Source organism: Streptomyces thermovulgaris (assembly GCF_002155915.1).
In the GTDB taxonomy this organism is placed as follows: Bacteria; Actinomycetota; Actinomycetes; order Streptomycetales; family Streptomycetaceae; genus Streptomyces; species Streptomyces thermovulgaris.
Map to the genome: position 1 here is coordinate 25,016 of NZ_MUME01000043.1, position 14,819 is coordinate 39,834.

Sequence of the window (14,819 nt, forward strand, 5' to 3'; positions counted from 1 at the left end):
TGGCATCGTGCGGGGGACAGGGGAGGGGGCGCCTGTTCTGGAGGGCCGGGAGAGGTGCCGCCGAAAAGGTGAATTTCTATGACGATCCATCAGGTGCGCGGTGTGTCTCGTGGCCCACGATCCCCCGGATGACCCCCAGCTCCAGCAGGTCCTGGGGGCGGATCCGGAGCCGGCCGGCCGTGGCCGGCACCTGCTCGGGCGGCTGCTTGAGTATCGCGGTGGCGAGCTCGGGGGCGATCACCGAGAAGTAACTGTCCGGCGTGGCCCAGGTGTTGCCGGGCGCGGCCAGGGCGAGCGCGCCGCCCGAGCCGCCCTCGCCGATCACCAGCGTGGTCAGGGGCGTACGGGCGGACGCCACCGCGTCGAACAGATCGGCGATCGCGGCGCCGACGCCCTGCCGCTCGGCCTCCGCGTCGTTCGCGGCGCCCGGGGTGTCCACCAGGGTCAGCACCGGAATGCCCAGCCGGTCCGCGAGCCGGATCAGCCGGGCGGCGAGGCGGTAGCCGGCGGGCCGGGTGGCGGTGCCGGTCTGGGCGGCGTAGGCGACGGTACGGCCCTCGTGCTCGCCGAAGCCGCACAGCATCCCGCCGCCGGTGCCCCCGCAGCGGTCGCCCCGGACGGCCACCCGCCGGGTGAAGTAGGCGTCCAGATAGCGCTCGGCGCGCGGACGCCGGGGGGAGCGGGCCCGCGCGACGGCCTCCCAGCCGGTGGCGGGAAGGTCCGCAGCGCCGAGGGCCCGGGGAGGCGGGGCGGCCGCCGTGGACGGGCGCGTCAGGAGCCGCAGCCACAGCCCCAGCGTCCGGCGCAGCTCCTCGGGCCGGACGACCGCGTCCACCGCGCCGGCCTCCAGCTGCCCCTGCGCGGTGTAGGCCGCCGGGTCGGCGTCCGGCGGCCGGACCCGGGAGCCGGCGAAGCCGACCTGGGCGCCGGGCAGGGCGAGAACCACATCGGCACCCGCCCCGAGGGCCGCCCAGCCGCCGCCCGTCGTCGGGTCGCGCAGCACCGCCGTCTGCGGCAGACCCGCCCTCCGGACCAGCGCGGACTGCCGGGCCACCCGCTGGAGCTGGGTGAGGGCGAGCATGCCCTCCTGCATCCGGCTGCCCCCGGTGGCGATCAGCGGGACGACCGGCAGACGGTGCTCACGGGCATGGACGTACGCCGCCTCCAGCCGGTCGCCGGTGTGCCGGCCCAGCGAACCGCCCAGGAAGCCGAACTCGAAGGCGATCAGCACGGCCCGGGTGCCCTCGATGTGCGCGGTCCCGCAGACCACGGACTCCTGCTCGCCGGTGCGCCGGGCGGCCCGGACGCGCGAGGCGCCGTAGCCCGGCCAGCCGAGGGGGCCGTCGGACCCCGGCTCGCCCGGGGCACCGGGCAGTTCGCGGAAGTCGTCGGCGACGAGGGCGAGGACCTGCCGCGCGGAGAGCCGCCCGGCCCGCTCAGCCATGCCTCAGCGCCCGCTTCATGATCTTCCCCATGTCGTTGCGGGGCAGCGCGTCCAGGACCCGGACGACGCGGGGCCGCTTGTGCGGGGCGAGCCGCCGGGCCACATGACCGGCCAGCTCCTCGGTGCCCGGCGGGGACTGCGGGTTCGCCGGCACGATCCAGGCGACGATCCGCTCGCCGAGGTCGGGATCGGGCTCCCCGGTGACGGCGGCCTCGCGCACCCCCGGGTGCTCCAGGAGCGCGTTCTCGATCTCCCCCGCGCCGATCTTGTAGCCGCCGCTCTTGATCAGGTCGGTGGCCTTGCGGCCGACCAGGCGGATCTGGCCGTCGCCGTCGCGCACCGCCATGTCCCCGGTGCGGAAGAACCCGTCGGCGGTGAACGCGGCGGCGGTCGCGTCGGGCCGGTTCAGATACCCGGTGAACAGGTTCGGCCCGCGCACCTGGATCTCGCCGACGGTCTCCCCGTCGTACGCCGTGATCTCTGTGCCGTCCTCGTCCACCAGCCGCAGCTCGACCCCCGGCAGCGGCAGCCCGACCGACCCCGCGCGCACCTCGCCGTCGACACGCACGCTGGTGTTCATCAGCGTCTCGGTCATGCCGTACCGCTCGATCACCCGCCGGCCGGTCGCGGCGGCGATCCGCTCGTGGTCGTGCACGGGAAGCGCGGCGGACCCGGAGACCAGCAGCCGCGCCCCCGCGAGCGCCTTGACCAGCTCCGGGTCCCCGGGCAGCGCCTCCGCGATCCGGTGGTACATGGTCGGTACGCCGAAGAGCATGGTCGCGCCGCCGTTCAGCTCCCGTGCCACGCCCTCGGTCGTGAACCGCCCCAGATGCCGGACGGCGCCGCCGCGCCGCAGCGGCCCGAGGACACCCAGCACCAGCCCGTGCACATGGAACAGCGGCAGCCCGTGCACCAGCACGTCCTCTCCCGTCCACTGCCAGGCGCCGGCGAGCGCGTCCAGCGTGGCGGCGACGGCCCGGCGGGGGATGACGGCGCCCTTGGGCGGGCCGGTGGTGCCCGAGGTGTAGACGATCAGCGCCGGGTCGCCGTCGTCGGCGTGGTCCTCGGGGACGGGACCGCTCGCGCGGACGTCGACGTCCACGCGCTCCCGCCCGGCCAGAGCGGCCGGCAGCGCGTCCCCGGCCGCCGCGAGCACCAGCGAGGGCGCGCTGTCGCCCAGGATGTGGCCGAGCTCCTTCTCCCCGGACCTCGGATTGAGCGGCACGGCGGCCGCCCCGGCCAGCAGCGTGCCCACCACCCCGACGGCCGTCTCCGGCGCCGGGGCCGCCCACACGGCCACCCGCTCGTGGCCGCGCACCCGTGCGGCCACCGCTCCGGCCGCCGCCGCGAGCTGCGCATACGTCAACGACCGGTCACCGAACCGCAGGGCGACCCGCTCACCGGGGCCGTCCGTCACAGCGGGAAAGAGGAAGGACACGCGGCGACTCCTAGCGACTTCGTGGCTCGTGCGGGCTCCTGCGCCGTCCGGGGACGACATCTTCGTCCTACCCAGGACCGGCGCCGCTTGCCGCCGGGGGAGGTGTCGCCCCGGTCACGTCCGGCCGCCGTCCTCGCCGCCTCGCCGTCTCGCCGTTTTCGCGGCCGGAGGTCACCGGTCGTCGATCCGCGTCCGCTGCAGCAGCCCCCAGGTGAACTCCGCCACGACCCGCCGGCTCACGCCTCGGGCGTCCGGGGCCCGGAAGGCCAGTCCCCAGCGGGTCGGGGCCGTGCCCTCCAGCGGGCGGGCCGGGGCGAAGGCACGGGCCACCTCGTCGACCGTGCAGGACCAGGGGGCGAGGTCGTCGACGGTGCGCAGGTCGGGGCCCTCGGCGCCCGGGGCACGGACCAGCCACTCGTTCCAGACCTGGCCGCCGGGGGCGACCAGCACCTCGAAACGCAGGTCGGGCCAGAGGGGGACGGGCCACCGCCGGGCCTCGCAGTCCAGGTCGCCGACGCGGCGGACGGCCGTCGACTCGGGGGCGCCGAGGAGGAAGGCGTAGCGTGCCGCCGCCGAACGGGACCGCGGGGAGCGGAGCGTCGCCTGCCAGCGCCGGTTGGCCTCCCGCATGTCCGCCGCGGAGGCGCCCAGCGCGCGGCGGGCGTCCTCCACCAGGTCCGGATGGTGGTCGGCCATGCGGCGCAGCAGCACCAGCTGGAAGTCGAGCGGGGTGAAGGGGGCGGCGGGGCGCTTCGGGGAGGGCGTCGGCATGGATCCATCGTCGCCCGTCCGCGCCCCGGCCGTCCGGTTCACGCCCGCCGCCGGGGCGGCCCGCCGTCCGCCCCGGCCCGGAACTCCCCTTCCCCCGCCGGGAGCTCCTCGCCGGGACCCCGCGTGCCCGGCCTCCTCCGCCCGTCCCTGCCCGGGCTCCTCCCACGGCGCCCTCCCGTTGCCCGGACACCCCGCGGTGACTAGCCTGTGTTCGTCATGCCGACAGCCTGTTGGTATTTCGAACAGGCCTGGTTTCACAGAGAGGGGGCCGGTCGTGGGACGTCTCGTACCTGCCGTGACCCGGGCTCTCGACATACTCGAGCTCTTCCTGGAGGGGGACGGGACGCTCTCCGCCCCCGAGATCGTGCGCAGGCTGCACCTGCCGCGCACCACGGTGCACGAGCTGGTCACCACGCTCGCCGCCCGCAAGTACCTGGTCCCCGTGACCGGGCAGCCCGGACGCTACCGGCTCGGGGTGCGCCCGTATCAGCTCGGCAGCCGCTACGCCGAGCAGCTCGACCTCGCCACCGAGGGCCTGCAGGTCGCCCGCTCCGTCGCCGAGACCTGCGACGAGACCGTGCACGTGGCGATCCTCGAGGAGACCGACGTCATCTACATCGCCAAGGTCGACTCCACGCGCGCGGTGCGCATGGTCTCCGCGGCCGGCCGCCGCCTCCCGGCGCACTGCACCGCGGTTGGCAAGATGCTGCTCGCCTCCCTCCCGGAGGAGGAGCTCCTCGCGCGCATCCCGGACGACGCCGAACTGGCCGCGATGACCCCGAACAGCATCACCGACCCGGCCGCCCTGCGCGAGGCCCTGCACGGGATCCGGCAGCGGGGCGTGGCCGTGGAGAGCCGGGAGTCCAACCCGGACGTCTCCTGCGTGGCCGCTCCGGTGCGCGACCGCACCGGAGAGGTGGTCGCGGCCCTGTCCATCTCGGTGCCCACGACCCGCTGGAGCGAGGAGCGCCGGGCGGAGCTGGAGCAGCTCGCCGCGAAGGGCGCCACCGAGCTGTCGGAGCGCCTCGGCCACCGGAGCGCGGCATGACGGCCTACGAGGTCGCGGTCCGCGCCCGGGCGGAACTGGGCGAGGGCCCCACCTGGGACGCGGCGGCCGGGCGGCTGATCTGGGTGGACATCCTCTCCTGCCGGGTGCACACCTACGACCCCGTCTCGGGCCGGCGCACCGTGCGGACGACCGAGCAGCACGTGGGCGCCGCCAAGCCCCGCGCCGGCGGCGGACTCGTCCTCAACCTCCGCGACGGGGTGGGGCTGGTGGACCCCGACGGCACCTTCCGGATGCTGCACCACGACCCGGTCCCCGGCCGCCGGGGCAACGACGCCGCCGTGGCCCCCGACGGCTCCCTGTGGGCCGGCACCATGCGCTACGACGAGGCCCCGGGCGGCGGCACCCTCGTCCGCCTCACCGGCGACGGCACGGCCGAGGTGGTGCTGTCCGGCGTGGCGGTCAGCAACGGCACCGGCTGGAGCCCCGACGGCCGTCTGATGTACTACGTCGACTCGCCGACCCGCCGGATCGACGTCTTCGACTTCGACGGCGAACGGATCACCGGCAGACGGCCGCTGGCCCGGATCGAGGAGGGCGCCGGCTTCCCGGACGGCCTCACGGTCGACGCCGACGGCTGCGTCTGGGTGGCCCTGTGGGACGGTGCCGCGGTCCGCCGCTACACCCCCGACGGCACCCTGGACCGCGTGCTCCCGCTGCCCGTGCGCCGCCCCACGGCCTGCGCCTTCGGCGGCCCCGGCCTGACCGACCTCTACATCACCACGGCCCGCACGGGCCTGCGGGCACCCCATCCCCTGTCCGGTTCGCTCCTGGTGGTGCGGGACGCGGGCCGGGGCCTGCCCTCGCCGGCGTTCGCGGGCTGACCGCCGGCTTCCGCGCCCGCCCGGCCGGCCCCTGACACCCCCTCGGTGCGCCACCCCCGGTGCTCCGCGGTGCCATGCCCCGGCGTCCCGCGGGCTCAGCCTCCCGTCCGGTCCAGCGCCTGCAGGATCTTGCGCTCGTCCGGGGTCAGCGGGGGAGCGGGGAGCGGCGGGAGAAGAGGGCCGTTGAGAACGGCGAGCAGGGTGTCGGGGCGCAGCAGCCGCCCGGGTCCGGTGCGCATGCTGGTGACGTCCCACAGGGCGGCCGCGGCACGGTAGGAGCCGGTGGCCGTCCTGGTCAGACGGCGGCTGTAGGCCGTGACCAGCCGGTCGGCCAGACCGGGCCGGGCGCCGCGGACGTCCGGGTACCAGACGTCCTGGCCGACGGCCGCCGTCCAGGCCATGGTGACCGGGCCGGCGGCGCCGCGCTGCACACGGCGGGCCAGACCGGGGCCGTCCGGGCCGAGGCGGCGCAGCTCCTCGCCCAGCAGCCGCGCGTGGAACGCGGCCACCGACATGCCCTGCCCGTAGGTCGGGTTGAAGGTGGCGATCGCGTCGCCGAGGGCGACGAAGCCCTCCGGCCAGTGCGGCAGCCGCTCCAGATAGCGGCGGACGTTGCTGGTGCTGCGGCTGACGTACACATCGGTGAGGGGTTCGGCGCCGGAGACCAGCCGGCCCACGATCGGGGAGGGCAGGTCGAGGGCGTAGCGCAGGAACTTCTCGGGGTCCGACGGCGGTTCGCCGCCCCGGGTGCCGGCCAGGCTGACCATCCACTGGCCGTTCTCGACCGGCAGCACCATGCCGCTGCGGCCCGGCCGCCCCCCGTACGGGTCGGACTGCACCATCGTCAGCGGGAACTGCTCGGCCCCCGCGGGCGTGCGGTACAGGCGGGTGGCGTTGACCTGGCCGGCGTCCACGGTCCGCTCCCGCACCCCGGTGATCCCGAGCTCCCGCAGCCAGGTGACGACCCGTGAGCCGCGCCCGCTGGCGTCGACCACGAAGTGCGCGTCCAGCTCCTCCTCCCCGGCGGGAGCCGCCAGCCGCACCCCGCGCACCCGCCGTGCGTCACCGGTCAGGCCCACGGCCTGGACCTTGCGGATCTCGACGCCGGTACGGGCGAGGACGGCGGAGCGCACCGTCCAGTCCAGCAGCGCGCGCGTGCAGCTGAGCATCGTCGGCCCCTCGTGCCGCCAGCGCCTGAACCAGCCCTCGGGCGTCAGGACCACCATGTCCCGGCCCAGCGAGATCTCCCGGGCGCCCGCGGCCAGCAGCCGTCGGCGTATGCTCTCGCCCGGTATCAGCTCCTCCAGGGCGGCCAGACCGCCGGCCATGAGCAGATGGGCATGGCGCCCCTGCGGCAGTCCTCTGCGGTGCTCGGGTCTTTCGGGCAGGGTGTCGCGCTCGAGCACGACCACCTCGTCCACGGCGTCGGACAGCACCGCCGCGGCCAGCATGCCGGCCAGGCCGGCACCGATGACGACGGCTCTGCGGTGGGTGGGGGACATGGGTGCTCCTCGGGGTCGGCCATGGGCTCAGCCATGGGAGGTCCTCAGCGTTCCTTCTCGTGCGGGGTGTTCGGCGGACGAGCGGACCAGCGCCTGCGCCAGTTCCACCAGCCCGCTGGTTCCCGACACCTCCGTGGCGTGGAGGCGGTGGCCGCTCGGCGCCGCGAGCGGCTCCTCGCGTGCCGCGGCACGGCGCGCGGCGTCGGCGAGCATGGCCGCCTCCGCGGCGATCCGGGCCTCGTGCGCGGTGCGGCCCGCGCGCCGGGCGGCGGCCAGCGCGCGCTCACGGACGCGGTCGTCGAAGTACGGGGCGAGGCCCAGCAGCGCGTCGTGGATGGACACCTCGCGCCACTGCAGACGCTCCTGGGGCAGCAGCCACCAGCCGCCCGGCGGCCTGGGCGCGGTGGACCCGAACCGGACCCGCGCCCACAGCGGCCCCAGCCGCCGGTAGTCCCGCAGGCTGCGCACCTGCGCCCGCACCGCCGGAAGCAGCCGGGGCAGGACGAAACCGGCGGAGCACAGCAGCGCGCCGAGCGAGGCCATCGGCGGGGCGACCTTCGTCGACAGCACATCCAGATCGTGCCCCGACCAACGCGCCACGACGGCCGTGTACTTGGTCAGCTGAAAGCCCACCACGTCCAGCAGCGAACCGGCCAGGATCAGCCGCAGCCCCGCCCGCAGCAGCCCGGTGACCTCACGGCTCCACTTGACGCACAGCACGCACAGCGTCAGCGTCGCCGCACTGTGCCCCAGCAGGTAGAGCAGGATCATCTCCCGCAGGTACGGCGTGTTGGCGTAGTAGGTGTCCAGGTCGGTGAGCCGTTCGGTACGGGCGTCGCCCAGTGCGAACAGCCCCACGATCGCGGCGATCAGCGGCCCGTACGCGGCGATGGTCCGCAGCACCATCCGCCGCACCCGCCGGGGAGGCCCGCCCTTCCAGTGGATCAGCAGGATCAGCAGCGAGCAGCTGTACGCGGAGAGCATCCCGTACGTCAGCGGCGCCCCGAAGTTGGGAATGCCGGTGAGCCGGTTCACCGTCGCCAGGGTCAGCGGCGCCGAGCACACGAACACCAGCGAGCCGAGCACGATCGCCGCACAGGTGGACACGGTCAGCGGATTGCGCAGGGCGGTGCGCGGCCGGCGCAGCAGGACGACGGCCGACATCCCGAAGATCCCGGCCGCCAGATAGACGACGAGACTCATCCGGACCACCCCCGCCGGGCCCCGTGGGCAGCCGCCCCCGGCGCGGCGGGACGCCCGGGGGGCGTGCGGCCCGGACCGTGTCGCGGCAGACCCGCTGCCGGCGGACCGTTCATGCCGTGCCCGTGGGGGTCGGGCCGGCGGGAACGCGGCGCGGGGCGACGGGCAGAGGAGCGGGCAGGGGCGCGGTCAGGGCGTCGGCGATGCGCAGCAGGGCGGAGGGGTCCGGGAGCCGGACGGCCAGGCGGGCGGGGGCAGCGGACGGCGGGACGGCGGAGTCGTCGCGCACCGCCGCGGCGATGACCGCCGCCCAGGCGACGGCCTCGGCGCGCTCCCGGTCGCCGGTCGCCTCCAGCACCGCCTCATGGGTCCGCTCGTACAGGGAGCGGTCGAAGGACGCGTCCAGATGGCCGAGCGCGTTGTGGATGCTGGTCTGCCGCCACATCAGCCGGGTGACGGGGGACGCCCAGCGCGGCCGGGGCAGCCGCAGCCGGCGGCGGGTGAGCACGCCGTCCAGCACCCGTTCCAGCGGCTCCAGCCGCGTGTACGCCCGCCAGGCCCGCCGCCACTCGGCCAGCCGGGGCCCGGCCAGCGGCACCAGGACGCCCACCGACGTCAGCAGCGCGCCCAGCCCGGCCGCGACCGGGGAGACGTTCGTCCCGAGCGCCGACCAGTCCCACCCGCACCAGCGGGCGACCACGGCGGCGAGCTTGGTCACGCTGTACCCGGCGCCGCACAGCGACCCCAGTCCCAGGATCAGCAGCCCCGTGCGCAGCCAGCCGTTCACCTCGCGCGCCCACCGCACCGCGGACACCGTGGTGACGCTGACGGCGGCGAGGTGCCCCACCAGGTACAGCACGATCATCTCGGCGATGAACGGCGTCGTCGCGTAGTAGGTGTCCAGGTCGGTGCGCCGCTCCACCGGCGCCTCGCCGAGCGCGAAGGTGACGGCGATGCCGATCACCACCAGCGTGTAGGCCACGATCCAGCGCCGCGCCACCCGGTGCACCCGCTCGCCGCCCCGCCAGTACACGATGAGGACCTGGGAGGCCGCGCTGTAGGCGGTGATCGACGCGTACGTCAGCGGCGCGGCGAGGTTCGGGACGCCGCTGAGCCGGTTGACCGCGCCCACCGTCGGCGGCGCCCCGAGGAGGAAGCAGGAGCCCGCCAGGCCCAGCACCGCGCAGATCGCCCGCAGATACGGATCGCGCCGGTGACGCAGCAGGTCCGGGGCCTTCACCAGCAGCCCCAGCCACAGCACACCACAGCTGACGTAGTTGATCAGGCCGCTCATCTTCCCCGAGTCCCGCGGTAGTTGAGCGCCGCCCCGATGCGTCCGGCCAGGTCCTGCGCGCCGTCGGCGCCGGCGGCCCCCGAGTCCGCCGGCTCCTCCAGCCAGGACCGCAGCCGACGGCCCATCAACATGCCGAACCGGTCGGCCTCCTGCTCGTCCGCCAGGCTGAAGTCGGTGCGCGCCGCCACCGGCCGGGGCGGCCCCGTGACGGGCGCGGCGTTTGCCGCGGCGGCCCGTCGGTGCATGTGCCACACCTCGTGGCAGAAGATCACGACCTGGTGCCACACGGCGGCCCGCTGGTCCACCACGACCACGTCCTGCTCCTCGCCCTCCAGCCACAGTCCGCTGGCGGTGTGCGGGGGGAAGATCTCCCGGCGGACCACGACCGGGCGGCCCCGCCAGGCGCTGACGGAGTCGACGAGCGCGGCGAACAGGGTCTCGGGGTCGGCGGGGACCGGTACCCGGATGGGGTCGATGAGCGCATCGGCCAGCCGCCGCATCTCCCTTTTCCTACGCACCGTCCTCTCCCGTCGCTCTCTCACGCCTGTCCCCATCATTCCCGGGCGCCGGGTGCAGGGAAAAGGTTTTCGCACCGCGCTCATTCACGGACGGACACATTCCCCGCCGGTGCCGAGGCACGCAGCCGCACCGCCGCGATGCGGTCGGGGTGGCGCAGCGCCCGGGAGACGGCGCCGATCTCCCGCAGCAGCTCCGTGGTGTCACGGTCGCCGTCGTCCTCGGACAGGTGCTCCCGCCGCTCCACGACGTCCAGGATCGCCACCGCGGCGGCCAGCGCCCTGGCCTCCTGCGCCGCGAACCCCAGCTCCAGCGCGGCCCGGTGCGCCCGCCGGTGCAGCTCCTCGTCGATGCGGCGGGCCAGCGGCAGCAGCACGTCGCGGATGAACGTCTCCCGCCGGGTCAGCCTGAGTTCGGGGCTGCCGCGCGGCAGCAGGGCCGTCCCCCGGCCGTTCACGGTCCGCATCAGCAGATACAGCGGCCGCAGCTCGTGGTGGGCGAGCCGCACATGCCAGCGGTCGTGCAGATACTGGCCGGCGTGCGGGAGGATGAACCCCACCGCGATCATGATGGCCGACACACAGGCCACCGGCGGCGCCACGTCCGTGCTCAGCCAGTCCAGGTCGTGCCCGGTCCAACGGGCCGCCACGGCGGTGAACTTGGAGGCGTCGAACAGCAGGTTGAGGCCGTAGCCGATGCCGAGCGACTTCAGTCCGCAGCGCAGCCACACGTCCAGTCCGTCGGTGCGCACCCAGTTCCACAGCACCCGCGAGGTGATGAGCACGGCCACGCAGTGCGCGACCAGATAGAGCACGATCATCTCGCGCAGATACGGCGTGTTGGCGTAGTACGTGTCCAGGTCCCGCAGCCGCTCCACGGGCACGTCGGCGAGCGCGAACAGCACCCACAGCGCGACGATCACCCCCGAGTAGGCCGAGACGACCCAGCGCGTGGCACGCCGGGTCGCGGCGGAACGGTCGGACAGCCCGTTCCGCCAGGCGATGATCAGCAGCAGACAGGCCCCGCAGAAGGCGGTGAGCAGCGAGTACACCCAGGGCGCCGAGATGTTCGGCACCCCCGTGACCCGGTTGGTCCAGCGGATCGTCGACGGTGCCACGAACACGAACACCGCGCAGGCGAGCAGCAGCAGCCCGCCGACCGCGCGCAGCATCGGGTCCTGCCACAGCCGGATGATCGTGGGCAGTTTGATCGCCAGCGCGGCGGTGAGCACCGCGGCCGCGATCCAGAAGGAGAGGGAGGACCGACCGGCCAGCACGGCGGGATCCAGGGCGAGCCGGACGGGCCCGGCGACCGCCCCGGCCAAGTCCATCACCACACTCCCCGCTCCTTCCGGTGCCTCCCTCCGGTCGGACAACTCGAGCCTACGCGGCTCGAGTTGTCCGCGTCAGGCAATCCGGTGACCGGGGGCGGACGGAAACGGCCGCGGTCCGCCGTGCTGTGCTCGTACGACGCCGGCCGGGGCGGCGTCCCGGCTCAGTGTCCCGGCGACTCCACCGGCTCCACCGGCACCCCGCCCGCCGCCGCGCCCAGCAGCGTCAGCCGCACCCGTCCCGGTCCCGACAGCGTGGTGAGTTCCGAAAGGACCGCCAGGGCAAGGGTGTTGGTGCCCCGGGTGCGCAGGATGCCGTTCGGCAGGACGAAGGTGCGCCGGCCCGTGCCGTTGATGTACTGGCCCATGTTCCAGCCGTTGAGGAAGATCTGCACACGGTAGGAGCGGTACCGGTCGTCGTCCAGGGTGAGCCCGACCGAGGCGTCCACGCCCGAGGGCACGTCCAGGGCGAAGGTGGTCCGGTACCAGGTCACGCCCTGCCGCCGCACGGCCCGGGGGAAGTCGACCCGCTCCCAGTCGTGGTCCGGGAAGCCGGGCAGGTGCCAGCCCTCCCGCTCCCCGTACAGCCCGCCGTTGTTCAGGGGGCCGCGCACCGGGTCGGGCGCCGCCGCGCCCTGGATCCGCCACCGCACCTTCGGGGTGCTCCCGCCGAAGGAGACCGCCGTCAGCCCGCGCGCCGCCTCGCGGGCGTCCTCCCGTGCCCCGTCCCGGCCGTGCTGCGTCCGCCGCACCAGCACCGACAGCACATGCCGGCCGGGCGTCCGCAGCCACGGGTCCACCGGGAAGACCGCGGTGTTCGTCCCGCTTCCCTTCCGGTGCGTGTCCGTGTCCGGCCCGGGCCTGCGGTGCGTGCCCAGCGGGTGGCCGTCCAGCCAGGCCATGAGCAGCCCGTGCGGGCCCGCGCCGTAGGTGAGGGCGACCGAGTCGACGCCGGTGGCGTCCGTGAACGTGCCCCGGTACCAGACGTCCCCGTGGGGGAAGCCGCAGGCGTCCGCGGACGGCAGCGACCGCCCCTTCGGCACGGGCGTGGTGCCGGGGGAGGGCGCCCGGTCGGCGACCTGCCAGTCCGTGTCGTCGAAACCCGGCCCGGCCTCGGGGTTCTCCGTGCGCATCCGCCAGCCGTCGAGCACGGGCAGCCGCACCTCGGGCACGCCGGGCAGCGGCGCGTGGACGCGCACGCTCTCCGAGCCGGTGACCGACGCCGGCACCGCCCGGCCGTTCCACGTCAGCCGGCTGATGCCGGGCGGTCCCCACACCTCCAGCCGGGTGGGGGCGACCGTGTCGCCGGTCAGATGCAGGGTGGAGCCGCGCACGGCGGCGGTGCGCAGCAGCGCGGGGCCGTGGACCAGCAGGGAGCCCTCCGGGGTGTCGTACGGCCACAGACGCATCGAGGTCGCCTCGTCGGCGAAGAGCAGCAGCAGCGGCCGTTCGCCGACGCCGTCCTCCACCCGGACCCCGATCAGTCCCCCGGCCCCGAGGGGAACGGTCACCCGCAGCAGGCCCCGGTCGTAGACGTACGCGGCCTGCCGGCTCAGCCGGGTGACCCGCGGTTCCTCGGCGTACTCCAGCAGCAGTCGCGCCATCTCGCCCCGCGGTCCGCAGAACACCGCGACGTCCTGCCGTCCGGCGGCCAGGAACAGCATCGGCTGCGCGGTGGAGCAGCGCACCCTGTGCCGCCCCAGCGTCAGTTCGGTGACCAGCAGCCGGGCGTCCCGGGCCGGCACGGTCACCGGCAGGTCGCTGCCGGCGGCGCGCAGCGTCGAGGAGACCTCCCGGTCGCCGTCGTTGCGCAGCACATGGACCCGGGCGCCGGTGTCCGGGTTGCGCAGGTGGTACGTCCTCAGACCGGGCACCTTCGCCCCGTCCGCCCGCTCCAGCCGGGCGAAGTCGGGGATGCGTTGCAGCATGTGCCCGATCTGGTGCACCGGGACCAGCCGCCCGGTGGGGCGCCGGCCCTCGTCGAGGGCGGCCCCGTCGTCGTACGGCGTGCGCACGGACGGCGCGGGCAGCCAGCCCCAGGAGGTGCCGCCGAAGGCCGTGCGGACCTGATGGGCCGTGATGCCGTGGGCGAGACGGGTCAGATGGAGGCTTCGCACCTGGGCCGCGTCCCGGGGGTGCCGCACCCCGGCGTGCCACCCGTCCCGGGAGGCGGCCGCGGCCCCGACCCAGGCGACGGACCGGCCGTCGCCCCCGCCGCCGTCCCCGGACCGCGGCGCGGCACCCGCCCCGCCGGTCCCGCCGTGCGTCCCGGGGTACTCCCGGGCGGAGGGGGACCGGTCCGGCGGGAAGGAGCCGTCGAAGCCGTGCAGCCAGCCGACCCGCTGGTCGCCGGAGGAGAAGGTCCCGGGGAGCAAGTGGCCGTTTCCGCCCTGGTCGTTGCGGAAGAGCGGCACGTCGATGCCGTCGGCGCGCACCTTTTGGTACAGGCGGTCCAGCCGGGCGCGCCCGTCCGCGCCGCCGTGCCCGTCCTCGATCCGGTACAGCAGCACCGTGCCCCTGCCCCGGGTGAACAGATGCCGGGCGGCGATGGCGTTCACCCGGCCCAGCCACTCCTCGACGTGCTTCAAGTACGCGGAGCCGGGGGTTTTGTCGCGGTCCTCGGCGGCCGTCAGCCAGCCGGGAAGGCCGCCGTCGGCCCCGGCGGCGTCGAGGCGGGGACCGGGCCGCAGGACGACATAGAGGCCGGTCTCGGCGGCCGTCCGCAGGAACAGGTCCAGATCCCGTACACCGGTGAAGTCGTACCGGCCCGGGGCGGGGGAGTGGTAGTTCCAGGCCACCTGGACGCTGACGGCGTTGTGGCCGTGTGCGCGCATCTTCTGCAGCACGTCCCGCCACAGGGAGGGGCTGGGCAGCCGGAAGAGGTGCATCTCGCCGGCCCACAGCACCAGCCGTCTGCCGTCGACCAGCAGCGAGTGGCGGTCGAAGCCGACGGTGTGCAGCCGTCCGTCGGCCCTCGGCGGCAGCGGCGGCGGGCCCGTGGGGGCGAAGCGCGCGAGGTGGGGCGAGGCCTCCGTCCCGGGACGGGCGCCGCTCAGGGCGAGTCCGAGCACGGCCGTGCCCGCGAGGGCGCTGAATGAACGTCTGCTGAGCGCCAAAGATGTCCTCCAGGGCGGCGATCGTACGGGGCGCGGCTGCCGTCATTCTCCTCGAAGCCCGATGCGCCGCGGACACACGAGGAGCACACGGGAGCGCACACGAGGAGCGCGGTCGCCGCGCTGCCGACCACCACGCTCCCCGCGCACCCCTCCCCGGTGGTGACCGATCCGCCTCGAGGCGAGAGCGTCATCGGCATTGCCACGGTGAACGGTTCGGCTGCCGGAAGGGCACCGCGGCCGTCGCCGTCTCCCCGGACGGCACCGCCTTCACGGTCACCTGCAGCGACTGCCTCGCCCAGGCCGGCGGCAACTCCGATC

General features: G+C 75.1%; 11 protein-coding genes. 2 read left to right on the forward strand and 9 right to left on the reverse strand.

The features are described 5' to 3' along the window. Nucleotides 1–76: 76 nt before the first annotated feature. The 3 genes from CCN35_RS05070 to CCN35_RS05080 all read right to left on the reverse strand — a co-directional run bounded on the left by CCN35_RS05070 (nt 77) and on the right by CCN35_RS05080 (nt 3,653). Nucleotides 77–1,444 (reverse strand): carboxyl transferase domain-containing protein, encoded by a 1,368-nt coding sequence (locus CCN35_RS05070; protein ID WP_067390159.1) that lies wholly within the window; start codon nt 1,442–1,444, stop codon nt 77–79. Further along, nucleotides 1,437–2,882: an acyl-CoA synthetase gene (locus CCN35_RS05075; protein ID WP_067390162.1), complete on the reverse strand. Its 1,446-nt coding sequence runs from the start codon at nt 2,880–2,882 to the stop codon at nt 1,437–1,439. Before CCN35_RS05075 ends, CCN35_RS05070 begins: the two co-directional genes overlap by 8 nt. 171 nt (nt 2,883–3,053) lie before the next feature. Continuing rightward, on the reverse strand, nt 3,054–3,653 hold the full coding sequence (locus tag CCN35_RS05080; RefSeq protein WP_067390165.1) for a hypothetical protein: 600 nt from the start codon (nt 3,651–3,653) through the stop codon (nt 3,054–3,056). A gap of 274 nt (nt 3,654–3,927) precedes the next feature. On the opposite strand from CCN35_RS05080, the gene CCN35_RS05085 reads away from it, so the two are divergent. Both CCN35_RS05085 and CCN35_RS05090 read left to right on the forward strand, forming a co-directional pair. Continuing rightward, on the forward strand, nt 3,928–4,701 hold the full coding sequence (locus CCN35_RS05085; RefSeq protein ID WP_067390168.1) for an IclR family transcriptional regulator: 774 nt from the start codon (nt 3,928–3,930) through the stop codon (nt 4,699–4,701). After that, on the forward strand, nt 4,698–5,543 hold the full coding sequence (locus tag CCN35_RS05090; RefSeq protein WP_086791657.1) for an SMP-30/gluconolactonase/LRE family protein: 846 nt from the start codon (nt 4,698–4,700) through the stop codon (nt 5,541–5,543). The genes CCN35_RS05085 and CCN35_RS05090 overlap by 4 nt, the downstream gene beginning before the upstream one ends. 95 nt (nt 5,544–5,638) lie before the next feature. On the opposite strand, the gene CCN35_RS05095 is transcribed toward CCN35_RS05090, so the two are convergent. The 6 genes from CCN35_RS05095 to CCN35_RS05120 all read right to left on the reverse strand — a co-directional run bounded on the left by CCN35_RS05095 (nt 5,639) and on the right by CCN35_RS05120 (nt 14,501). Then, entirely contained in the window at nt 5,639–7,045 is a 1,407-nt protein-coding gene (locus tag CCN35_RS05095) for an NAD(P)/FAD-dependent oxidoreductase (protein WP_067390174.1), read from the reverse strand. Nucleotides 7,046–7,072: 27 nt separating this feature from the next. Then, nucleotides 7,073–8,248, reverse strand: coding sequence for an MAB_1171c family putative transporter (locus tag CCN35_RS05100; RefSeq protein ID WP_067390179.1), 1,176 nt, complete (start codon nt 8,246–8,248; stop codon nt 7,073–7,075). 109 nt (nt 8,249–8,357) lie between these two features. Beyond that, nucleotides 8,358–9,539: an MAB_1171c family putative transporter gene (locus tag CCN35_RS05105; RefSeq protein WP_067390182.1), complete on the reverse strand. Its 1,182-nt coding sequence runs from the start codon at nt 9,537–9,539 to the stop codon at nt 8,358–8,360. After that, nucleotides 9,536–10,039: a toxin gene (locus CCN35_RS05110; protein ID WP_067390185.1), complete on the reverse strand. Its 504-nt coding sequence runs from the start codon at nt 10,037–10,039 to the stop codon at nt 9,536–9,538. Before CCN35_RS05110 ends, CCN35_RS05105 begins: the two co-directional genes overlap by 4 nt. A gap of 98 nt (nt 10,040–10,137) precedes the next feature. Then, entirely contained in the window at nt 10,138–11,385 is a 1,248-nt protein-coding gene (locus CCN35_RS05115; RefSeq protein WP_086791665.1) for a DUF6545 domain-containing protein, read from the reverse strand. 164 nt (nt 11,386–11,549) lie between these two features. Next, a complete protein-coding gene (locus tag CCN35_RS05120; protein ID WP_086791659.1) occupies nt 11,550–14,501 on the reverse strand; it encodes a glycoside hydrolase family 35 protein in 2,952 nt (983 codons plus the stop codon). Nucleotides 14,502–14,819 lie beyond the last annotated feature (318 nt).

What these genes read in the sequence shown, in the direction of transcription:
- CCN35_RS05110 (WP_067390185.1), bottom strand. Translation starts at nt 10,039, where the DNA reads ATGCGGCGGCTGGCCGATGCGCTCATCGACCCCATCCGGGTACCGGTC.
- CCN35_RS05095 (WP_067390174.1), bottom strand. Translation starts at nt 7,045, where the DNA reads ATGTCCCCCACCCACCGCAGAGCCGTCGTCATCGGTGCCGGCCTGGCC.
- CCN35_RS05090 (WP_086791657.1), top strand. Translation starts at nt 4,698, where the DNA reads ATGACGGCCTACGAGGTCGCGGTCCGCGCCCGGGCGGAACTGGGCGAG.
- CCN35_RS05105 (WP_067390182.1), bottom strand. Translation starts at nt 9,539, where the DNA reads ATGAGCGGCCTGATCAACTACGTCAGCTGTGGTGTGCTGTGGCTGGGG.
- CCN35_RS05070 (WP_067390159.1), bottom strand. Translation starts at nt 1,444, where the DNA reads ATGGCTGAGCGGGCCGGGCGGCTCTCCGCGCGGCAGGTCCTCGCCCTC.
- CCN35_RS05080 (WP_067390165.1), bottom strand. Translation starts at nt 3,653, where the DNA reads ATGCCGACGCCCTCCCCGAAGCGCCCCGCCGCCCCCTTCACCCCGCTC.
- CCN35_RS05100 (WP_067390179.1), bottom strand. Translation starts at nt 8,248, where the DNA reads ATGAGTCTCGTCGTCTATCTGGCGGCCGGGATCTTCGGGATGTCGGCC.
- CCN35_RS05115 (WP_086791665.1), bottom strand. Translation starts at nt 11,385, where the DNA reads ATGGACTTGGCCGGGGCGGTCGCCGGGCCCGTCCGGCTCGCCCTGGAT.